This window comes from Alteriqipengyuania triglochinis, from assembly GCF_054655655.1.
The window spans coordinates 327,581-347,728 of sequence record NZ_BAAHNC010000002.1; the positions used below are offsets into that span (position 1 = coordinate 327,581).

Below are 20,148 nucleotides of genomic sequence, written 5' to 3' on the forward strand. Positions count from 1 at the left end.
TCCAAGCGCCTTGCGCAGGGGGCCCGCCAATTCTAGCTAGCAAGGCATGGCGGACCCCTACGACATTCTCGGCATCGGTCGCTCTGCGTCCGAACAGGAGATCAAGAGCGCCTATCGCAAGCTCGCGAAGGAGCTTCACCCCGACCGCAACAAGGACAATCCCGACGCGTCCGAGCGATTTTCCGACATTACCAAGGCGTACGACCTGCTGTCCGACAAGACGCAGCGCGCGCGGTACGACCGGGGCGAGATCGACATGGAAGGCAACCCCGCCAATCCCTTTGCGGGTGCGGGCGGCTTCGGTGGCGGACGCGGGAGCCCGGGTGCGGGCTATTCGAATCAGGATTTTCGCGGCTTCGGCGGCGGCGAGGAAGTCGATCTGGGCGACCTGTTCGAAGGTCTGTTCGGCGGCGGACGTGCGGGCGGCATGGGTGGCGGCGGCAACCCGCGCGGCGGATTCGGCCGCAGTGCACCGCCCCCGCGCAAGGGCGCGGACACGGCCTATCGCTTGCGCGTGCCCTTCATCGACGCGGCACGCCTCGCCGAGCAGCGGATTACCCTGGCGGACGGCAAGACGATCGATCTCAAGCTGCCCGCCGGTGTCGAGAGCGGCACGCAGATGCGGCTGCGCGGCAAGGGCGAACAGGGCCCCGGCGGGGCGGGCGACGCGCTGGTGACGGTCGAGATCGACAAGCATGCCTTCTTCGAACGCGACGGCGACCGGGTCCGGCTCGATTTGCCGATCACGCTTGCCGAAGCGGTGCGCGGCGGCAAGGTGCGGGTGCCGACGGTCGACGGGCCGGTAATGCTGACGATCGCACCGGGCACCTCCGGCGGCACGACCATGCGCCTTTCCGGCAAGGGCTTTTCACGCAAGGGCGGCGGACGCGGCGACCAGCTGGTGACGGTCCAGATCGTTCTGCCCGAGAATGTCGACGCCCTGTCGCAGGCGCTCGAGGGGTGGAACGACGAGACGAATCCGCGCACAAGCCTGGGCGTGTAAACTGTCCGTGCTCCGCCTCATCCCTCGCTTGAGACAGGCGCTGCCGGACCCGGAAAACCGACAGATCCACTCGTTGACCCCGGAAGACCGGCGACGCGAAGCCGCCTCGGTGCGCAGCGGGCGGGCCGGTACGATTCCGGCACATTACAAATCCTATGAAGTCGTGCGGCGGGTGTTCGTCGGCACGTTCAACGACGGATTCCTCTACGCCGGCAATCTGGCCTACATGTCGATGCTGGCGATCTTCCCCTTCTTCATCACCGCGACCGCGATCTTCGCGGCGCTGGGCGAAGGGAGCGAACGCGCCGCCACGATAAACGCCCTGCTGCTGGCCATGCCGCCGGTTGTCGCCGAGGTGATCGAGCCGGTTGCCCGCAGCGTGGTCGATGCACGTCAGGGCTGGTTGCTGTGGGCGGGCGGCCTGATCGGCCTGTGGACGGTCGGCAGTCTGATCGAGACGATCCGCGACCTGCTGCGCCGGGCCTACGGCACCGAGGCGACGCAGGCCTTCTGGCGCTACCGCCTCGCCTCCACCGCGATGATCATCGGCGCGATCATCCTCCTGATGCTGTCGCTTATCGCGCAGGTCATGATCGGTACCGCGCAACAGGTGATCGAAGCGTATTTCCCGCTGCTCAACGATGCGCTGGGCAAGCTGGCGCTGGCGCGTTTCGTCCCAGGTTTCGGACTGTTCGGATCGATCTACGCGCTGTTCTACATCCTGACGCCTGGCCCCTACCGCAAGAAGCGCTACCCCAAGTGGCCGGGCGCCGTGGCAACCACGCTCTGGTGGGTCGGCGTGACGGTCGCCCTGCCGCCGGTTCTGCGCAGCTTCTTCGCATATAATCTCACCTACGGCTCACTCGCCGGCATCATCATCACGCTGCTCTTTTTCTGGCTGGTCGGGCTCGGCCTCGTTATCGGGGCGCAGTTGAACGCGGCGCTGGCCGAAACGCCGGAGGAGAAACGCATCTCCCGGCTGGGGGGCGAATCTCCGCGAATTGCGCCAGAGGCGCTGGCATACGAAAGGAAAAAACCATGACCGGTCTGATGGAAGGCAAGCGCGGCCTCATCATGGGGCTCGCAAACGACAAGTCACTGGCGTGGGGCATCGCCAAGAAGCTCGCCGAACAGGGGGCGCAGCTCGCCTTCACCTTCCAGGGCGAGGCGCTCGAAAAGCGGGTGCGCCCGCTGGCCGAGCAGCTCGGCTCCGACATCCTCATCCCCTGCGACGTCAGCAAGATGGAAGCGCTCGACGAGGCCTTCGATACGCTGAAGCAGAGCTGGGACAGCCTCGACTTCGTGGTCCACGCAATCGGCTTTTCGGACAAGTCCGAGCTGCGCGGCAAATATGTCGACACCAGCCTCGACAATTTCCTGATGACGATGAACATCTCCGCCTACAGCCTGGTGGCGGTGGCCAAGCGCGCAGCTGCGATGATGCCGCCCAAGGCCGAGGATGGATCGGGCGGTGGCAGCATCCTGACGCTGACCTATTACGGCGCCGAAAAGGTCATCCCCCACTACAACGTGATGGGCGTGGCCAAGGCCGCGCTGGAAACCAGCGTGCAGTATCTCGCCAACGACCTCGGGCCCGACAATATCCGGGTCAACGCGATCAGCGCGGGTCCGATCAAGACGCTGGCGGCCAGCGGGATCGGCGATTTCCGCTACATCCTCAAGTGGAACGAACTGAACTCCCCCCTGCGCCGCAACGTGACGATCGAGGATGTCGGAGGTTCGGGCCTCTACTTCCTGTCGGACCTGTCCGCCGGGGTGACGGGCGAGGTCCACCATGTCGATGCAGGCTACCACGTGGTCGGAATGAAGCAGGAAGACGCGCCCGACATCGCGCTGGGCTGAGGCCGCTCAAGACCGCGTCCGGGAGAGTTCGACCGCTTCGGTGCGGTCGCCCTCGCCCGGTCACGGCCCGCAGACTGCGCGCAAGGGGTGACAGCCGTTTGCGCCCTTGTTAGGGCCGCGCAATCCAGCGCATCTCCTTGCGTGCATGAGGACTTATCCCGTGAAAGGCATCATCCTCGCCGGCGGCAGCGGCACCCGGCTCTACCCGGCCACCATGGCGCTGTCGAAGCAGCTTCTGCCGGTGTTCGACAAACCGATGATCTACTACCCGCTCAGCGTGCTGATGCTGGCGGGGATCCGTGAGATCCTGGTCATTTCGACCCCGCGCGACCTGCCTATGTTCGAGCAATTGCTGGGTGACGGTTCGGCCTTCGGGGTCGATCTGAGCTATGCCGTCCAGCCCGAGCCCAACGGGCTTGCCGAAGCCTTCATCATCGGCGCGGATTTCGTCAACGGGCAGCCGAGCGCGCTGATCCTGGGCGACAATATCTACCACGGCGAGAAGATGGGCGAGAAATGCCGCACCGCGGCCGCCGAGGCTGCGGCGGGCGGGGCGAACGTCTTCGCCTATCATGTCGACGATCCGGAACGCTATGGCGTCGCCGCTTTCGATTCCGAAACCGGCAGGGCCACCAGCATCGAGGAAAAGCCCGCCAACCCCAAGTCGAACTGGGCGGTGACGGGCCTGTATTTCTACGACAAGGACGTGACCGCGATCGCGAAAGACGTGAAGCCCAGCGCGCGCGGCGAGCTGGAGATCACCGACGTCAATCGCGCCTACATGGAGCGCGGCGACCTTCACATCACGCGGCTGGGTCGCGGCTATGCCTGGCTCGACACCGGCACGCATGAAAGTCTTCACGAAGCCTCCAGCTTCGTGCGGACGATCGAGCATCGCACCGGCATCAAGATCGCCTGCCCCGAGGAAATCGCATTCCGCCAGGGCTGGCTGGAGGCCGACACGGTGCTCGAACGCAGCGCGATGATGGGCAAGACCGGCTATGGCGCCTATCTCAAGCGGATCGTGGAGAACCCGGCATGACCGAATTCATCCGCCACGCCATTCCCGAGGTGATCGAAGTCCGCCCGCCCAAATATGGCGACCATCGCGGCTTCTTTTCCGAAGTGTTCAAGCGCTCCGCCTTCGAAGAGGCTGGCATCGATATCGACTGGATCCAGGACAACCAGTCCTTTTCCGCCGCCGTCGGCACGGTGCGCGGGTTGCATTTCCAGGTCCCGCCGGTGGGGCAGGACAAGCTGGTGCGTGTGCTGCGCGGCGCGATCTACGATGTCGCGGTCGATATCCGCAAAGGCTCGCCGACCTACGGCAAATGGGTCGGTGTGGAGCTGTCGGCTCAGAAGTGGAACCAGCTGCTCGTGCCGATCGGCTTTGCGCACTGCTTCATGACGATCGAGCCCGACACCGAAGTGCTCTACAAGGTCAGCGGCCCCTACTCGAAGGAGCATGAGGGCGCGATCCGCTGGAACGACCCGGCGCTGGGCATCGACTGGCCCGATCCCAAAGAGAAGTTCGGCGTAGAGCCGACGCTTTCGGACAAGGACGAGGTCGCCCCGTTCCTCGCCGATTTCGATTCACCGTTCACCTACGAAGGTTAAGTCTGATGGAAACGATTCTCGTCACCGGCGGTGCGGGCTTCATCGGCTCGGCGGTCGTGCGCCAGCTGGTGCGCGACGGCAAGCGCGTGATCAATTTCGACAAGCTGACCTATGCCGGCAATCCCGAGAGCCTGAAGACGATCTCCAACGCGCCCAATCACCGCCTCGTCGAGGGCGACATCCTCGATAGCGAGCTGGTGCTGAACCTGCTGCGTGAAGAGAGCGTCGACGGGATCATGCACCTCGCCGCCGAGAGCCATGTCGACCGCTCCATCGACGGGCCGGGCGCCTTCGTCGAGACCAACGTGGTGGGCACCTTCCGCCTGCTCGACGCCGCGCTCGAATACTGGCGCGGGCTCGAAGGCGACAAGAAAGCGAACTTCCGCTTTCACCACATCTCGACCGACGAAGTGTTCGGCGATCTCGATTTCGACGATACGCTGTTCACCGAGGAAACGCCGTACTCGCCCTCTTCCCCCTATTCGGCATCGAAAGCGGCGAGCGACCATTTCGTGCGCGCCTGGCACGAAACCTATGGCCTGCCGGTGGTGCTCTCCAATTGCTCCAACAATTACGGGCCCTACCACTTCCCGGAAAAACTGATCCCGCTGGTCATCCTCAACGCGCTCGATGGCAAGCAACTGCCGGTCTACGGAACCGGCGAGAACGTGCGCGACTGGCTCTATGTCGAAGATCACGCACGCGCGCTGATCGCGGTGCTGACCACCGGCGAACTGGGCGAGAGCTACAATATCGGCGGCAATCAGGAGCGCACCAACCTGCAGGTGGTCGAAGCGATCTGCGATGCGCTGGATGAGCGCCGCCCGCTCGATGACGGCAAGGCGCGGCGCGAACTGATCACCTTCGTCACCGATCGTCCCGGCCATGATCGCCGCTATGCGATCGATGCCAGCAAGATCGAACGCGAACTGGGCTGGACGCCGGAAGAGACCTTCGAAAGCGGCCTTGCCAGGACGATCGACTGGTATCTCGACAACGAGTGGTGGTGGGGCCCGATCCGTTCGGGGAAATATGGCGGCGAACGGCTGGGTGAAAGCAAGCCGGGCGGCGCCCAATGAAGATTCTTGTCACCGGACGTGAGGGACAGGTTGCGCGGTCGCTGGCCGAGCGGAACGACGCCCACGAACTGGTCTTCGCCGCGCGGCCCGATTTCGATCTCGCCGACCCCGCTGGCATCGCGCGCACCATCGCCGCCGAGCAACCCGACCTGATCGTTTCCGCCGCCGCCTACACGGCGGTCGACCAGGCCGAGGACGAGCCCGAGCTCGCCCGCCTGATCAACGGCGTCGCCCCCGGACATATCGGCCGCGCAGCCGCCGAAATCGGCGCGCCGGTGATCCATCTTTCGACCGATTACGTGTTCGACGGCAGCGGCGACCGGGCCTGGGGTGAAGACGATGCGACCGGGCCGATCGGTGCCTACGGCGAAACCAAGCTGGCGGGCGAAGAGGCGATCGCCGCGTCGGGCGCGACGTATGCGATCCTGCGCACGGCATGGGTCTACAGCCCGTTCGGCGGCAATTTCGTCAAGACCATGCTGCGCCTCGCCGAAACCCGCGACACGCTCAACGTCGTCAACGACCAATACGGCAATCCCACCAGCGCGCTCGACATTGCCGACGCGGTGTTGACGGTGGCCGATCGCTGGCAGGCCGAGCCCGGCCATGGTGCCAATGCGATCTATCACTTCGGCGGAACCGGCTCGACCGACTGGGCCGATTTCGCGCGCGCGATCTTCGCCGCCAGCGCCCAGCATGGCGGGCCCACCTGCGAGGTTGCGGGGATCCCCTCGTCCGAATATCCGACCAAGGCGGCGCGCCCGGCCAATTCGCGGCTCGACAGCACGAAGTTTGCCGAGGCCTTCGGGCACACTGCGCCGCGCTGGCAGGATTCGCTCGAAACGACCGTCGCCCGCTTGCTGGGCGAAACCACCTAGGTCGGTACCGCCCCCTTCGCTCTAGCCTTGGGTCTACGGTCGCTTGGCCGAAGCGATCGGCGTCACGCTCGCTCCCCCATCCGATGGGCTCCGCGAAGCATCCGCGATCCGCCCGGAAATCTCCTTGCGCGTGCCCCTCGCCTCGCGGATCGCCTTTTCGGACGCGACCCAGTCGACCAGCGGTGACTGCGGCTGGAACTCGGGCACCAGCTCGATCAGCTGATCGCGCGCAAGCGCCGCGTCGCCCGCCTCGACCGCCTGCTGCAGCGCGGAGAGACCCAGTTCCAGCTCCGCCCACGGGACGAAATCCTCGCGCGAACGCATGATTCGCGGATGCTTGGTGCGCTGCGGCTTTTCCCCGATCAGCAGCTCTTCGTACATCTTCTCGCCCGGGCGCAGGCCGATCGTCTCGATCGCGATGTCGCCGGCAGGATTCTTCGCATCGCGCACCGTCAGGCCCGACAGCTCGATCATGTTGCGCGCCAGATCGACGATCCGCACAGGCTTGCCCATGTCGAGCAGGAACACCTCGCCCCCGCTGGCCATGGCCCCGGCCTGGATCACCAGCTGGGCCGCCTCGGGAATGGTCATGAAGAAGCGGGTGATCCGCTCGTCGGTAATGGTCACCGGCCCGCCCCGGGCGATCTGATCGCGAAACACGGGCACCACCGAACCACTCGAGCCGAGGACATTCCCGAACCGCACCATCGAGAACTGGGTGGGGCCCCCTTCGGCCGCGATCGCCTGCAGCACCATCTCGGCCAGGCGCTTGGTCGTGCCCATGATATTGGTCGGCCGGACCGCCTTGTCCGTGCTGATCAGCGTGAAGTTCGCTACGCCGTGGCGCTGCGCCGCGCGCGCGATCGTCAGCGTGCCGAAGACGTTGTTCTCGATGCCCTGCGTCGCGTTGTGCTCGACCAGCGGCACGTGCTTGTAGGCGGCCGCGTGGAAGATGGTGTCGGGCGCGAACTGTTCCACGACCTCGTCCATCCGGCCCGCGTCGATGACGGAGCCAAGAATGGGGATGACGCATGCCGGATCGACTTCGTACTTCCGGGGGCCGCAGGTCAGATCGCGGTGGATGGAGTAGAGGTTGAATTCGGCGTTTTCGACCAGCACCAGGCGGGCGGGCCCCTCTGCGGCGATCTGCCGGCACAGTTCGCTGCCGATCGATCCGCCGGCTCCGGTTACGAGGACGGTCTTGCCCAAAATGTTATGCCGGATCAGCGTCGGGTCGGGCGGTACCGCAGGACGCCCCAGCAGGTCGTCGATTTCGAGATCGCGCAGGTCGCGGACCGAAACCGAACCGCGCGCGAGGTCCATCACCCCCGGCAGCGTGCGCACGTGCAGGTGCAGATGCTTGAGCTGCGCGACGATCTCGGCGCGCCGCTTGCGGGTTGCCGAAGGCACCGCCAGCAGCACGTCGGTCACGCGCTTGCGGTGGACCACGTCTGCCAGCTTGGCGGGGGAGAACACCGGCGTATCGTTGATCGTCGAGCGCCACAGATCGGGATCGTCGTCGAGGAAGCCGACCACGCGCATCTCGCCGCTGGCTTGGATCGCGCTCGCCAGCTGGCGCCCCGCCCGGCCCGCGCCGTAAACCATCACCCGCGGCGTATCCTCGCTGGCCCACAAGGTGCGATAGGTCTCCCCCAGGTAGGCCCGCGCGGCGAGGCGCGAGGAGGCGACGAACAGGAACAGCAGGATGGGCTGAATCAGCCCGATCGTGCGCGGAACGCCATACACGCCGATAATGGTGTAGATGAACACGTAGGGCACGGAATACAGGGCCACCGCGCGGCCCACAGTGACCAGCGCACCGAAGCCGGCGTGCCGGAAGATGGCCCGATACAGGCCCATGGACACGAAGATCGGCAGGGCAATCGCAATGGCACCCATTGTCGGGTGCGGCGGGCCCACGAAGGGATCGACCAGCACGCCAAGGCGCAGATAGAATGCGAGATAGACCGTGAAGCCGCAGATCGCGGCGTCGAGGCTGAGCGCGATCCCGCGCTTGGCCGGTCGCGGCAGCCTCAGCAGCAGTTCGATCAAACGCGTCGGGCCGGATTGGGGTGCCATCTTGCGCGACACGGCTCTCAGACCTTGTTCTCGATCCGGCGCGCGGCGGCATCGCCGCGCCCGCTGCCGGTTGCAGTCGCAATCAGGATCGCGAGGTCGCCCCTAAAGGTGGCCTGATGCATATAGGCTGCGTCGGCTTCCGCCAGCCGGCGCGGCTCCGACATATCGATCCCGCGGATCTGTGCGGCACCGGTAACGCCGGGCCGGATGGCATAGACGCCGCGCTGCGCGCGTTCCTCGATCAGTTCTTCCTGGTTGGGCAGGCACGGACGCGGTCCGACGAGCGACATCGAACCGGCAAGGATATTGGCCAGCTGCGGCAGTTCGTCGAGCTTGAGCTTGCGCAGCACGCCACCAAGCCGGGTGATCTGCGCGGCACCGACCAGATGCGAGGCCGCGTGTTCAGTGTCCGAGCGCATGGTGCGCAGCTTGAGCATACGGAACGGCTTCCGGTCCCGGCCCACGCGTTCCTGCACGAACAGTGGCGCGCCCGGGGATTCGAGCCGGATCGCGATCAACAGCAACAGGCACAAAGGGAGCGCGATCGGCGCAAGCAATATCGCGACCGCAAGATCGAATGCTCGCTTGGCAAAGCGATGAGGAAAGCTGGTCTGGCTCATAATTTTTGCGATCTAACGGGCTGTCTGCCGGAAAGCTCCGGCTTAATACTTCAATGGTGAACGGGCGGCAACATTCTGCGGCTGCACCGCAGCATGCAGTTCTTCGCGCGGATCGAAGGGCGGTTCCATGCCGAGCGCACGCCAGCTGGGCGCGGTTTCCAGTTCCAGCGAGCCGAACAAGCGCTGTGCTTCGGCTCCGCGCCCGAGCAGGGAGGCGGCCCATGCCATGAGCCGGGGCGGCACGGGAAGGAGCCGGGGCCCGCGCCCCGCCGGACGCGCGAGTTCGCGGATCAGTTCGGGCGTGGAGACCGTAAGGTCGGCGATATGCAGCACATGGCCTTCGGCATCGCCGGCGTGCGTTGCGGCGATCGCGGCCGCCGCGAGGTTGCGGACCGAAACGACGCTGCGCGCGTTGCGCACCGCACCGAACGGCAGGGGCATGCCGCGTTCGATCAGGCGCACCAGGCGCTGCAGGTTCCCTTGGACGCCCACGCCATGCACCAGCGGCGGGCGGATGATCGTCCACCCGATGCCTGCAGCCTCGCAGCGTTCACGCACCAGAGCCTCGGCCTCGAGCTTGGACTGCCCGTAGGCGTCCTCGGGCCGTGGCTCACTATCGGGACGCAATGGCTCGCCGGGCCGCGACCATTCGCCGACCGCCTTGACCGAACTCATGAACACGAAACGCCGGACGCCCGCCGCAAAAGCGGCATCGAGCAGACACGCCGTGCCCTTCACATTCGTACGACGATATTCGGCCAGCGGATCGCTCGCCGTTTCATGCATCACGTGGGTCCGGGCGGCGAGATGGATGACCGCGTCGCAGCCGGCGAGGTCTTCGCCCGTCAGCGCGCCATCGGCGAGGTCCCCGGTCAACACTTCACCCGGAATGCCGCTGGCCCGGCGGACGAGGGGCACGGCATCATGCCCCGCCTCGCCTAGCTGGCGCACAACTTCGCCCCCCACCAGTCCGGTCGCTCCGGAAACGGCAATCTTCATCGACCAAACCCTTCTTGCAGATGGCTTTCCTAGCTTCGCGTTCGGGAAAAAGCGAGCGGTGCGGCATCGGGCAATCTCGGGTTGCGGCAACGGGGGAGTTGGCTAAAAGGCGCCCGACACTGGCCCGCCCTGACCGCGCCCATTTCCCGGAGCTATCGTGGACCTTTCCAACAAACGCATTCTCGTGACCGGCGCCGATGGCTTCATCGGCTCGCACCTAGTCGAGCATCTCGTCGATCTGGGCGCCGATGTGCGCGCCTTCGTCTATTACAACAGCTTCAACAGCTGGGGCTGGCTCGACCGCTCGCCCGATCATGTGAAGAAGGCGATCGACGTGTTCGCGGGCGATATCCGCGATCCCAACGGCGTGCGCACCGCGATGCAGGATTGCGACGTGGTGATGCATCTGGCCGCGCTGATCGCGATCCCCTTCTCCTATCACTCGCCCGACAGCTATGTGGACACCAACGTCAAGGGCACGCTCAACATCGTGCAGGCGGCGCGCGACCTGGGTGTCGAGCGCGTGGTCCACACCTCGACCAGCGAGGTCTACGGTACCGCGCGCTTCGTGCCGATCACCGAAGAGCATCCGCTGCAGGGCCAGTCGCCCTATTCGGCGAGCAAGATCGGCGCCGACCAGATCGCGCAGAGCTTCTACCTCTCGTTCGAAACCCCGGTGGCGACGATCCGTCCGTTCAACACTTACGGCCCGCGCCAGTCGGCGCGCGCGGTGATCCCGACGATCATCACGCAGATTGCCAATGGCAAGGACGAGATCCGCCTTGGCGCAACCCACCCGACCCGCGACTTCAACTATGTGCGCGACACGGTGCGAGGGTTCTGCGCGGTGGCCGAATCCGACAAGGCGCTGGGCGAAGTCATCAATATCGGCAGCAATTTCGAGATCTCGATCGGCGATACCGCCGCGCTGATCGCCGAACGCATGGGCCGCGAGGTCAGGATCGTCAGCGAAGACCAGCGCATGCGTCCCGAAAAGAGCGAAGTCGAACGGCTGTGGGCGGCCAACGCCAAGGCCGAGGAGCTGACCGGCTGGACCCCGCAATACGGGAATCGCGAAGGCTTCGGCCGTGGGCTCGACGAAACGATCGAATGGTTCACCGACCCGGCCAACCTATCGCAATACAAGGCCGACACCTACAACATCTGAGGCTCTAGCGGAGGGGCGGCACCCGCCGCGACCGACATGACCGAACTGACCGACGCCATTCTCCGTACCGTCCGCACCATTACGGGCGAGCGGGACGGCTTCGTCCCGCTGCACGAGCCGGAATTCGCGGGCAACGAGGCGGCTTACGTCGCCGATTGCATCGAGACCGGCTGGGTCTCCTCGGTCGGCTCCTATGTCGACCGGATCGAGAAGGACCTGGCCGAATTCTGCGGTACGGAGCATGCCATTGCCGTCGTCAACGGCACGGCGGCGCTGCACGTCTCGCTGCTGCTGGCCGGGGTCGAGCGCGGCGACGAAGTGCTGATGCCCACGCTGACCTTCATCGCCACCGCCAATGCGGCGAGCTATGCCGGTGCCGTGCCCCATTTCGTGGATAGCGAGGCGACCTCGCTCGGCGTCGATCCCGAAAAGCTGGCGGCGCATCTCGAAGAGATTGCCGAACGGCGCGACGGGGCCTGCTACAACCGCACGACCGGCCGCCGGATCAGCGCACTGATCGTAATGCACGCCTTCGGCCACCCGGCCCGGATGGAGGAGCTGGCGGCGGTCTGCGAACGCTGGAACATCCCGCTGGTGGAGGATGCCGCCGAGTCGCTCGGTTCTTCCTATCACGGCACCCACACCGGGAATTTCGGACTGGTCTCCGCGCTCAGCTTCAATGGCAACAAGGTGATGACCACCGGCGGTGGCGGCGCGATCCTGACCAATGACGCCGCCTTGGCGAAGCGGGCCAAGCACCTGACGACGACCGCGCGCGTGCCCGACCGCTGGAACTTCATCCACGACGAAATCGGCTTCAACTACCGCATGCCGAACCTCAACGCCGCGCTCGGCTGCGCGCAGCTGGAGCGGGTCCCCGACATGCTGGCGCGCAAGCGCGTGCTGGCAGAACGCTACGCCGAGGCGTTCGACCGGATCGACGGTGTCAGCTTCCTGCGCGAGCCGGACGGCACGGTCAGCAATTACTGGCTGTGCACGCTGATCCTCGATGCCGATCGCGCCGGGGAGCAGGAGGCCTTGCTGGGCGCGCTCAACGATGCGGACCTGATGGCGCGGCCGGTCTGGACGCTGATGCACCGCCTGCCGATGTTTGCCGACGCGCCCCGCGCCGATGTGTCCTGTGCCGAAGATCTGGCCGGGCGGGTCGTCAACGTGCCGAGCAGCCCCAACCTTGCCGGACCGGCAAAGGCGGGCGCGTGACCCTTGCGCTGATCCCTGCCCGCGGCGGCTCGAAAGGCATTCCGCGCAAGAACATCCGCTCCATCGCGGGCAAGCCGCTGATCGCGTGGACGATCGAGGCGGCGCGCGCTGCCGAGGGAATCGAGCGCGTGGTCGTGTCGACCGAGGACGAGGAGATCGCCGAAGTCGCCCGCGAATGGGGCGCCGAAATTCCGTTCATGCGGCCCGCCGAACTGGCGAGCGACGAGGCGCCCGGCATCGCGCCGGTGCTGCACGCGATCGAGCAATTGCCCGGGCATGATGACCTCGTGCTGCTGCAGGCGACGTCGCCGCTGCGCACGGCAGCGCAGATCGATGCGCTGCTAGCTTTCGCAAGGGAGAGCGGCGCGTCCTCGGTGGTCTCGGTACGCGAGGTGGACGACCACCCCGCCTGGATGTTCTACCGCGATGCCAATGGCGGCCTCGATCGCTACGACACCACTGCCGACGCCGCCCGGCGGCAGGACCTGTCCGAACTCTTCACGCTCAACGGCGCGATGTACTGGAACACCGCCGCGCGTTTGCGCGAAACCGAAACGCTGGTGGGCGAGGATACACTCGGCTTCGTAATGGATGCCGAAAGCTCGGTCGATATCGACACGATGCTCGACTGGCGGATCGCGGAGCTGTTGCTGGCCGACGCCTCGCGCGGGTAAGGAAGGCGCCATGACCAAACCGGCAATCTACATCTTCGGGACTTCGGGCTTTGCGCGCGAAGTGGCGGACATCGCACATGCGAACGATCATGCGGTCGCCTTCCTGACCAATGATCCCGACCAGGCCGACGACCTTTCCGATTTCGGCGAGGTTCTGCCCGAGAGCGAAATCGACTCGCTGTCGGACGGGCTGTTCGCGATCGGCATCGGAGACAATGCGGTGCGGCGCAAGATCGCCGAACGCTATGCCGGCACACTCCAATTCCCCGCGCTCATCCACCCGTCCGCATCGTTCGGCGTGGGGCAGCGCGAACGGATCGAAGCGATGCCGGGTGTGATCGTGTGCGCCGGTGTGCGCTTCACCAATCGCATCGCGGTCGGCGCTTTCAGCATTTTCAATCTCAATGCGACGGTCGGCCATGACGTTATCGTCGGCGACTATTGCAACATTGCGCCCGGGGCCAATCTTTCGGGCTATGTCCACCTGCACCCGGGCGTGTGGGTCGGCACCGGCGCGGCGGTCAATCAGGGGCAGCCGGGCGCCCATCTGGAGATCGGAGCCAATACGATGATCGGCTCGGGAAGCGTGGTGGTGAAATCCTGCGATCCCGACAGCATCTATGTCGGCATTCCGGCGAAGGCCCGTGGATAAGGATATGTCGATGAAACCGTGCCTCATCATCGCCGAAGCCGGCGTCAATCATAATGGCGACATGGACAAGGCGCGCGAGCTGGTGCGTCTGGCCGCAGAGGCGGGCGCTGATCTGGTCAAGTTCCAGACCTTCGACACCGCCAAGAGCATTTCGCGCAGCGCGGCCAAGGCGGAGTACCAGATCGCGGCGACCGGCGATGGCGAAACCCAATACGAAATGGTCAAGCGGCTCGAGCTCTCGATCGACGACCATCACATGCTCAAGGCGGAATGCGAGAAGCACGGAATCGGCTTCTTCTCGACCGCTTTCGATCCGCAATCGCTGCAATTGCTGCTCGACCTTGGCGTCGACCGGATCAAGGTGCCTTCTGGCGAGGTGACCAACCTGCCGCTGCTGCGGCATTATGCGGCGGCGCAGCTGCCCGTGATCCTGTCCACCGGCATGGCCAACCTCGAAGAGATCGGCGATGCGCTGGCCGTGTTCGAAGATGCCGGCCTGTCACGCGATGACATCACCGTGCTCCACTGCAACACCGAATATCCCACCCCCTTTTCCGACGTGAACTTGCGCGCGATGAACCAGATTGCAGAGACGTACGGCGTGGCGATCGGCTATTCCGACCACACGCCGGGGATCGAAGTTCCGATCGCCGCCGTGGCCCTGGGCGCGACGGTGATCGAGAAGCACTTCACGCTAGACCGCACGCTGCCAGGCCCCGATCATCTCGCGAGCCTCGAGCCCGACGAGCTGGCAGCAATGTGCTCGGGCATCCGCAACATAGAGCAGGCCGTGGCAGGCGACGGCATCAAGCGCCCTTCGGCGAGCGAAATCGGCAATCGCGCCATCGTCCGCAAATCGATCGTGGCGAGCCGCGATATCGCGAAGGGCGAAATATTCAGCGAGGACAATCTCGGCACCAAACGGCCCGGCACCGGCATATCGCCGATGCGCTGGGACGAGGTAATCGGCCGCCCGGCCCCGCGTGGCTTCACGACGGACGAATTGATCGAGCTTGAAACGCGCAAGCACGGGGAAGATGCGTGAGCGACGCCCCCCTCCGCGCGTTTTTCGTCGGTTGCGTCGAATCGAGCGATGTCGCGCTTGAGACGCTGATTGCCAATGAGAGTGTCGACCTGCGGGGGGTCCTCACCTTGCGCGCCAGCAAGTTCAACGCCGATTTCGTCGATATCGCAAGCCGCGCCGAGGCGGCAGGCCTCCCGGTGCATTATGCGGAAGACATCGAAAAGGCAGCGCTGCCGGGCCTGCTGCGCGAAGCCGATGTGCAGGTCGTTTTCGTGATCGGCTGGTCGCGGCTGATTTCTGCCGACGCGCTCGCGGTTCCTGCCATCGGCACTGTCGGCTACCATCCCGCCGCTTTGCCCGCCAATCGCGGACGACATCCCCTGATCTGGGCGCTCGCGCTGGGGCTGGAGCAGACCGCATCAACCTTCTTCCTGATGGACGAAGGCGCCGATAGCGGCCCGATCCTGAGCCAGGTGCCGCTGGCCATCGCGAACGAGGATGACGCGGCAAGCCTCTACCGCAAGGTGCTGCAGGTCATGCCGGGGCAATTGCAGGGCATCGTGGCGGCCATGGCCGATGGCACGCTCGCCCCGCAGCCGCAGGACCACGCGCTGGCGACCACCTGGCGCAAGCGCGGAGCTGCCGACGGCCTGATCGACTGGCGCATGCCCGCATCGGGGATCTACAACCTCGTTCGCGCCCTCACCCGGCCCTATATCGGTGCCGATTTCAGGCTGGGCGATGATCTTGTGAAGCTGTGGCACTGCGCCGAATTCGACGGCGACGTTCCGGAGAACGCAGAGCCGGGCAAAGTGCTTGAAGCCGGACCGGACGGCGTGGTCGTCAAGGCCGGGATCGGGGCGGTGAGACTGATCGAGACATCCGATATGCCCACTCCGACAGTAGGGGATTACCTGTGAAACGCCATCTCGTGATCGCACCGCATCCGGACGACGAAACGCTGGGTTGCGGCGGCACCCTGCTGCGCGCGCGCGCTGCCGGAGAGGCGATCTACTGGCTGATCGTGACCGGAATTTCCACAGACGCCGGCTTTGGTGCCGAAGTGGTCGACAAGCGCGAGCGGGAGATCGAGAAGGTCGCCGAAGCCTATGGTTTCGCCGAGACGATCCGGCTCGATATCCCGACCACCACACTCGACCACCAGCCGCTCGGCGACATCATTGGCGGGATCGCGCAGGCGGTGAAGCGGATCGAACCGACCGACGTCTATCTGCCGTTCCGACGCGATGCCCATTCGGATCATGCCGCGGTGTTCGATGCCGCCATCGCCACCGCGAAATGGTTTCGCTATGCTTCGGTCCAGCGCGCCTATGCGTACGAGGCGCAGTCCGAAACCGATTTCGACATGTCGCCCGATTCACCCGGCTTCAGGCCCAACGTGTTCGTCGACATTTCCGACCACATCGAAGACAAAATCCGCATCGCCGAAATGTTCGAAGGCGAGATCGGACAACACCCCTTCCCCCGCAGTGCCCGGGGCATGCGCGCTCTGGCAACCGTGAGAGGCGCTGCCAGCGGGTTCGATTCTGCCGAGGCGTTCATGCTGCTGCGCGAGCGGGTCGGGGGTGCGCCGAAATGAAGGGCGTTATGAAAAAAGTCTGCGTCATCACCGGCACTCGCGCCGAATACGGCCTGCTGCGCTGGGTAATCGAGGGATTGGATCGTTCGCCATCGTGCGAATTGCAGATCATCGCCACGGGCATGCATCTGTCTCCCGAATTCGGCTCTACCTGGAAGACGATCGAAGCCGATGGTTATGCGATCGACCGCAAGGTGGAGATGCTGCTGAGCTCCGACACTGCGGTCGGCATCACCAAGTCGATGGGCCTCGCCATGACCGGCTTCGCCGACGCGTTCCACGACCTGCAGCCCGATCTGGCGGTGATCCTGGGCGACCGGTTCGAAATGCTGTCGGTGGCGGCGGCGGCGATGATCGCCAACATCCCCATTGCGCACCTGCATGGCGGCGAGCTGACCGAAGGCCTGTACGACGACCCCATTCGGCACTCGATGACCAAGATGTCCTACCTGCATTTCACCGGGGCCGAGCCCTATCGCAAGCGGGTGATCCAAATGGGCGAGGACCCGGCCCGGGTGTGGAATGTCGGCGGGCTCGGCATCGACGGCATCATGAAAGTCCCGAGGATGAGCCGCGCCGAGCTCGAGGAATCGCTGGATTTCAAGCTGGGAGACCGCAATCTGCTGGTCACCTTCCATCCCGAAACCAGCACCGGAAACTCCGCCGCATCGCAGATGGACGAAGTTCTTGCTGCGCTCGCGCAGACCGACGCGAACATCGTCTTCACCATGCCTAACGCCGATAGCGAGGGACGCGGACTGTTCGGCCAGATCTCGAACTTCGTCGCCGCCCATCCCGAGCGTTCCTGCGCCCATGTCTCGCTTGGCCAGCGTCGCTATCTGTCGACGCTCGCGCTGGTCGACGGCGTGGTCGGCAATTCGTCCAGCGGCCTTGCCGAAGCCCCATCGATGAAGGTGCCGACGCTGAATATCGGCGCGCGGCAGGACGGGCGCCTGCGCGCGGACAGCGTGATCGACTGTCCAGCCGAAAGCGGGGCCATATCCGCGGGCCTGAAACGGCTGTTCGATCCCGAATTTCGCAAGCGGCTGCCCGACGTCGTGAGCCCGTATGGCGAAGGCGGCGCGTCGGAGCGGATCGTCGAAACGATCGAGGCCTGGACACCCGGAAGTGTCACGAAGCGGTTCTACGATATCGACTTCGATGTGGGCGCCGGTGCCGAAGCGAAAGGCGTGGCGGGCTGAGATGAGTATCGAGAACTGGCGACACGCGCTGCTCAATAGCGGGGCGACGATCGGCGAAGCGATCGGGTCGCTCGATCGATCCGCGCTTCAGATCGCGCTCGTGGTCGATGGCGATCGGCACCTCGTGGGCACGATAACCGATGGTGACATCCGGCGCGGCTTATTGCGCGGCAAGTCGCTCGACGATGCGGCCGAAGCGATCATGCAGACCGAACCAATGGTCGTGCCGCCCAGCCTCGATCGCGAGATCGTGCTGCAGATCATGTCCGCCAACAAGATTCACCAGCTGCCGATCGTCGACGACGCGCGCGCCGTCCTGGGGCTTCATGTGTGGGACGAGATGCAGACCGGGGCGCGACGGGCCAACCTGATGGTCGTGATGGCGGGCGGCAAGGGCACCCGCCTGCGCCCGCATACCGAAAACTGCCCAAAGCCGCTCCTGCCGATCGCGGGCAAGCCGATGCTCGAACACATCGTCGAGCGGGCCAAGCTGGCCGGGATCGAGCGGTTCCTGTTTTCGGTCCACTATCTGGGCCACATGATCGAAGACCATTTCGGCGACGGTTCGAAATGGGGCGTCTCGATCGACTACCTGCGCGAGGATCGCCCGCTGGGCACCGGAGGCGCGCTCAGCCTGATTGAGGACCGGCCCGAGGGTCCCTTCCTCGTCACCAATGGCGATGTGATGACCAATGTCGGCTACGGCGACATGATCGACTATCATATGCTGCACGCCGCAGAGGCGACGATGGCGGTGCGCAACCACGAGATGCGCAACGAATTCGGCGTGGTGCGCACCAATGGTCTCGACATTTCGGGGTTCGAGGAAAAGCCGGTCGTGCGCAGCCACGTGAACGCGGGGATCTACGTGATCGAACCGCGGGCGCTCGATCTGCTCGCGCGCGGCGAACATTGCGACATGCCGACGCTGTTCGAACGGTTGCGCAACGACGGCAAACGCACGATCGTGTTCCCGCTGCACGAGCAATGGCTCGATGTGGGAAGGCCCGACGATCTCGAGCAGGCCCATGAGGTCGGCAAGAACTCTCGTTCCGCCTGATCATGATCATCCCCCATGCCCAGCGGCTGCTGCGCGACGATCGCGCGCAATTTGTCGCGATCAACCTGCTGGTGAACCTGCTGTTCCTGCTGCGCAGCTACCTCTTCATGCTGGTGCTCGACTATCGCGATCTCGGCCTGGTGGCGCTGCTCCAGTCGATCGTGCTGCTGCTGGGGATGCTGCAGTTCGGGATGCTCAACGGCGGCTACCGCCTCCTGCTCTCGGAACAGGGCGAAGGGCGGCAGCGGATCGTCGATCTCGTCTACAGCTTTATCGCCATGCTGATCGCCGTGTGCCTGGTGCTCGCAGGGCTCGCGCTGGTTGCGACGCAGCAGCCCTACGATGCGCTGATCGGCCTGCTGGGCGTGGTGGGCGGCGGCGCCAGCCTGTTGCGCAACTGGCAGACCAATCTGATGATCGCGGCCGGCCGGCTCAAGCTGCTCAACACCATCAATTTTCTCACCGCGATCTTCTCGCTCCTGCCGCTCCTCTTCATCGGATCGGCAGCGCTCGAGGCGTGTATCGCGGCGATCGTGCTTCAGCCCGTCATGTTCACTCTCGCGGCCTGGCTGCTCGGCAACGCCGATCGGCCCGATCGCTTCCTGTTTCCGGGCGATCTCGTGCGCCGCGCGCTCGGCGCAGGCTTCCTGCCGTTCCTTGCGGCCATGCTGTTGCAGGTCAACGTCCAGGTCGAACGCTGGTATGTGACCGCCGCGCTCGGGGTCGAAGCGCTGGGGCACCTCTTCGTCGCGATCATGTTCGTGACCGTCCTGCAGCTGGTACCGACCGCGATCAACGCCGTCTTCCTGCCAACGGCGGTCGAAGCCCACACTGCCGGAGACGATTCCCGGCTGCGGACGATCATGCGGCAATATTTCGCGCTGCTTGGCGGATATGCGCTGCTCGCGGCACTGGCAGTCGCGGTACTCGCGCGGCCGGTGCTAACGTTGCTGGCGCCCAAATACCTGCCCGATCTCGCCTATGTCTATCTGATCTCGCCGGGCGCACTGCTGCTGTGCGTCTCCGGCGCCTTCACGCTCTCCTTCGTGGTTCTGATCCGGTACAAGGTGATGATCTCGGCCTATTCGATCGGCACTGGCCTGCTGATCGCTGTGGTCGCCCATGCGGTGGCCACACAGAACACTCTGTCGCTCGAGGGCGTCACCATCGCACGCTCGGTGGGATTGGGAGTCACGGCGCTGGGAACCGTCATCGCCTGGTGGCTGCTCGCCCGCGAATATCCCGGCATCCGCTTCCTGACGCGCGAGCGCGATGATTGACACCCGGCTTTGCCTTCTCGTAGCTAGCCGCGGCTTCCCATGGCCCTGAATACAGGAAAAAAATGCACCCCCTAAAGCGCCCGCTCTATGCCTTGATTGGCTTAAATCCCGTCAAGTGGGAACGCGCTC

The 20,148-nt window shown here is 65.1% G+C and carries 20 protein-coding genes; 17 read left to right on the forward strand and 3 right to left on the reverse strand.

What is annotated here, in order from left to right; translation table 11 throughout:
- Positions 1–46 precede the first annotated feature (46 nt).
- The 7 genes from ACYQ0L_RS07285 to rfbD all read left to right on the forward strand — a co-directional run bounded on the left by ACYQ0L_RS07285 (position 47) and on the right by rfbD (position 6,440).
- Positions 47–1,003 (forward strand): DnaJ C-terminal domain-containing protein, encoded by a 957-nt coding sequence (locus ACYQ0L_RS07285; RefSeq protein WP_459788383.1) that lies wholly within the window; start codon positions 47–49, stop codon positions 1,001–1,003.
- A 7-nt stretch (positions 1,004–1,010) separates the two neighbouring features.
- On the forward strand, positions 1,011–2,045 hold the full coding sequence (locus tag ACYQ0L_RS07290) for a YihY/virulence factor BrkB family protein (RefSeq protein ID WP_459788384.1): 1,035 nt from the start codon (positions 1,011–1,013) through the stop codon (positions 2,043–2,045).
- Positions 2,042–2,866, forward strand: coding sequence for an enoyl-ACP reductase FabI (gene fabI / locus ACYQ0L_RS07295; protein WP_459788385.1), 825 nt, complete (start codon positions 2,042–2,044; stop codon positions 2,864–2,866). Before ACYQ0L_RS07290 ends, fabI begins: the two co-directional genes overlap by 4 nt.
- A gap of 160 nt (positions 2,867–3,026) precedes the next feature.
- Positions 3,027–3,908, forward strand: a complete 882-nt coding sequence (gene rfbA / locus ACYQ0L_RS07300; protein ID WP_459788386.1) for a glucose-1-phosphate thymidylyltransferase RfbA — start codon at positions 3,027–3,029, stop codon at positions 3,906–3,908.
- Positions 3,905–4,483 (forward strand): dTDP-4-dehydrorhamnose 3,5-epimerase, encoded by a 579-nt coding sequence (gene rfbC / locus ACYQ0L_RS07305; protein WP_459788387.1) that lies wholly within the window; start codon positions 3,905–3,907, stop codon positions 4,481–4,483. Before rfbA ends, rfbC begins: the two co-directional genes overlap by 4 nt.
- A 5-nt stretch (positions 4,484–4,488) precedes the next feature.
- On the forward strand, positions 4,489–5,562 hold the full coding sequence (rfbB, locus tag ACYQ0L_RS07310; protein WP_459788388.1) for a dTDP-glucose 4,6-dehydratase: 1,074 nt from the start codon (positions 4,489–4,491) through the stop codon (positions 5,560–5,562).
- Entirely contained in the window at positions 5,559–6,440 is an 882-nt protein-coding gene (gene rfbD, locus ACYQ0L_RS07315) for a dTDP-4-dehydrorhamnose reductase (RefSeq protein WP_459788389.1), read from the forward strand. The genes rfbB and rfbD overlap by 4 nt, the downstream gene beginning before the upstream one ends.
- 33 nt (positions 6,441–6,473) lie before the next feature.
- On the opposite strand, the gene ACYQ0L_RS07320 is transcribed toward rfbD, so the two are convergent.
- Genes ACYQ0L_RS07320 through ACYQ0L_RS07330 form a run of 3 tightly spaced genes read right to left on the reverse strand, consistent with a single transcriptional unit; the run spans position 6,474 to position 10,138 of the window.
- On the reverse strand, positions 6,474–8,519 hold the full coding sequence (locus ACYQ0L_RS07320) for a polysaccharide biosynthesis protein (RefSeq protein ID WP_459788390.1): 2,046 nt from the start codon (positions 8,517–8,519) through the stop codon (positions 6,474–6,476).
- Between the two features lie 17 nt (positions 8,520–8,536).
- Positions 8,537–9,139, reverse strand: coding sequence for a sugar transferase (locus tag ACYQ0L_RS07325; protein WP_459788391.1), 603 nt, complete (start codon positions 9,137–9,139; stop codon positions 8,537–8,539).
- A 42-nt stretch (positions 9,140–9,181) separates the two neighbouring features.
- Positions 9,182–10,138 carry an NAD-dependent epimerase/dehydratase family protein gene (locus ACYQ0L_RS07330; RefSeq protein ID WP_459788393.1) on the reverse strand — a complete coding sequence of 319 codons (957 nt, stop codon included), beginning with the start codon at positions 10,136–10,138 and terminating at the stop codon, positions 9,182–9,184.
- Positions 10,139–10,295: 157 nt separating this feature from the next.
- Between ACYQ0L_RS07330 and ACYQ0L_RS07335 the strand changes: the two genes are divergently transcribed.
- Genes ACYQ0L_RS07335 through ACYQ0L_RS07380 form a run of 10 tightly spaced genes read left to right on the forward strand, consistent with a single transcriptional unit; the run spans position 10,296 to position 20,019 of the window.
- Complete coding sequence (locus ACYQ0L_RS07335; RefSeq protein WP_459788394.1) at positions 10,296–11,306, forward strand: NAD-dependent 4,6-dehydratase LegB; 1,011 nt, start codon at positions 10,296–10,298, stop codon at positions 11,304–11,306.
- Positions 11,307–11,342: 36 nt separating this feature from the next.
- Entirely contained in the window at positions 11,343–12,527 is a 1,185-nt protein-coding gene (locus tag ACYQ0L_RS07340; protein ID WP_459788395.1) for a LegC family aminotransferase, read from the forward strand.
- Positions 12,524–13,201, forward strand: coding sequence for an acylneuraminate cytidylyltransferase family protein (locus tag ACYQ0L_RS07345; RefSeq protein WP_459788396.1), 678 nt, complete (start codon positions 12,524–12,526; stop codon positions 13,199–13,201). Before ACYQ0L_RS07340 ends, ACYQ0L_RS07345 begins: the two co-directional genes overlap by 4 nt.
- A 10-nt stretch (positions 13,202–13,211) precedes the next feature.
- Positions 13,212–13,853, forward strand: a complete 642-nt coding sequence (locus ACYQ0L_RS07350; protein ID WP_459788397.1) for an acetyltransferase — start codon at positions 13,212–13,214, stop codon at positions 13,851–13,853.
- 10 nt (positions 13,854–13,863) lie between these two features.
- Positions 13,864–14,898 carry an N-acetylneuraminate synthase gene (neuB, locus tag ACYQ0L_RS07355; RefSeq protein ID WP_459788398.1) on the forward strand — a complete coding sequence of 345 codons (1,035 nt, stop codon included), beginning with the start codon at positions 13,864–13,866 and terminating at the stop codon, positions 14,896–14,898.
- Entirely contained in the window at positions 14,895–15,797 is a 903-nt protein-coding gene (locus ACYQ0L_RS07360) for a formyltransferase family protein (protein ID WP_459788399.1), read from the forward strand. Before neuB ends, ACYQ0L_RS07360 begins: the two co-directional genes overlap by 4 nt.
- Positions 15,794–16,477, forward strand: coding sequence for a PIG-L deacetylase family protein (locus ACYQ0L_RS07365; protein WP_459788401.1), 684 nt, complete (start codon positions 15,794–15,796; stop codon positions 16,475–16,477). The genes ACYQ0L_RS07360 and ACYQ0L_RS07365 overlap by 4 nt, the downstream gene beginning before the upstream one ends.
- An 8-nt stretch (positions 16,478–16,485) precedes the next feature.
- Positions 16,486–17,679: a UDP-N-acetylglucosamine 2-epimerase gene (neuC, locus tag ACYQ0L_RS07370; protein WP_459788402.1), complete on the forward strand. Its 1,194-nt coding sequence runs from the start codon at positions 16,486–16,488 to the stop codon at positions 17,677–17,679.
- Between the two features lies 1 nt (position 17,680).
- Entirely contained in the window at positions 17,681–18,739 is a 1,059-nt protein-coding gene (locus tag ACYQ0L_RS07375) for a nucleotidyltransferase family protein (protein ID WP_459788404.1), read from the forward strand.
- A gap of 2 nt (positions 18,740–18,741) precedes the next feature.
- The gene (locus tag ACYQ0L_RS07380) at positions 18,742–20,019 is read left to right on the forward strand and encodes a lipopolysaccharide biosynthesis protein (RefSeq protein ID WP_459788405.1); all 1,278 of its coding nucleotides are present in this window, start codon (positions 18,742–18,744) and stop codon (positions 20,017–20,019) included.
- Positions 20,020–20,148: the final 129 nt, after the last annotated feature.

What these genes read in the sequence shown, in the direction of transcription:
- ACYQ0L_RS07285 (WP_459788383.1), top strand. Translation starts at nt 47, where the DNA reads ATGGCGGACCCCTACGACATTCTCGGCATCGGTCGCTCTGCGTCCGAA.
- fabI (WP_459788385.1), top strand. Translation starts at nt 2,042, where the DNA reads ATGACCGGTCTGATGGAAGGCAAGCGCGGCCTCATCATGGGGCTCGCA.
- rfbC (WP_459788387.1), top strand. Translation starts at nt 3,905, where the DNA reads ATGACCGAATTCATCCGCCACGCCATTCCCGAGGTGATCGAAGTCCGC.
- rfbB (WP_459788388.1), top strand. Translation starts at nt 4,489, where the DNA reads ATGGAAACGATTCTCGTCACCGGCGGTGCGGGCTTCATCGGCTCGGCG.
- rfbD (WP_459788389.1), top strand. Translation starts at nt 5,559, where the DNA reads ATGAAGATTCTTGTCACCGGACGTGAGGGACAGGTTGCGCGGTCGCTG.
- ACYQ0L_RS07320 (WP_459788390.1), bottom strand. Translation starts at nt 8,519, where the DNA reads ATGGCACCCCAATCCGGCCCGACGCGTTTGATCGAACTGCTGCTGAGG.
- ACYQ0L_RS07325 (WP_459788391.1), bottom strand. Translation starts at nt 9,139, where the DNA reads ATGAGCCAGACCAGCTTTCCTCATCGCTTTGCCAAGCGAGCATTCGAT.
- ACYQ0L_RS07330 (WP_459788393.1), bottom strand. Translation starts at nt 10,138, where the DNA reads ATGAAGATTGCCGTTTCCGGAGCGACCGGACTGGTGGGGGGCGAAGTT.
- ACYQ0L_RS07340 (WP_459788395.1), top strand. Translation starts at nt 11,343, where the DNA reads ATGACCGAACTGACCGACGCCATTCTCCGTACCGTCCGCACCATTACG.
- ACYQ0L_RS07350 (WP_459788397.1), top strand. Translation starts at nt 13,212, where the DNA reads ATGACCAAACCGGCAATCTACATCTTCGGGACTTCGGGCTTTGCGCGC.
- neuB (WP_459788398.1), top strand. Translation starts at nt 13,864, where the DNA reads ATGAAACCGTGCCTCATCATCGCCGAAGCCGGCGTCAATCATAATGGC.
- neuC (WP_459788402.1), top strand. Translation starts at nt 16,486, where the DNA reads ATGAAAAAAGTCTGCGTCATCACCGGCACTCGCGCCGAATACGGCCTG.
- ACYQ0L_RS07375 (WP_459788404.1), top strand. Translation starts at nt 17,681, where the DNA reads ATGAGTATCGAGAACTGGCGACACGCGCTGCTCAATAGCGGGGCGACG.
- ACYQ0L_RS07380 (WP_459788405.1), top strand. Translation starts at nt 18,742, where the DNA reads ATGATCATCCCCCATGCCCAGCGGCTGCTGCGCGACGATCGCGCGCAA.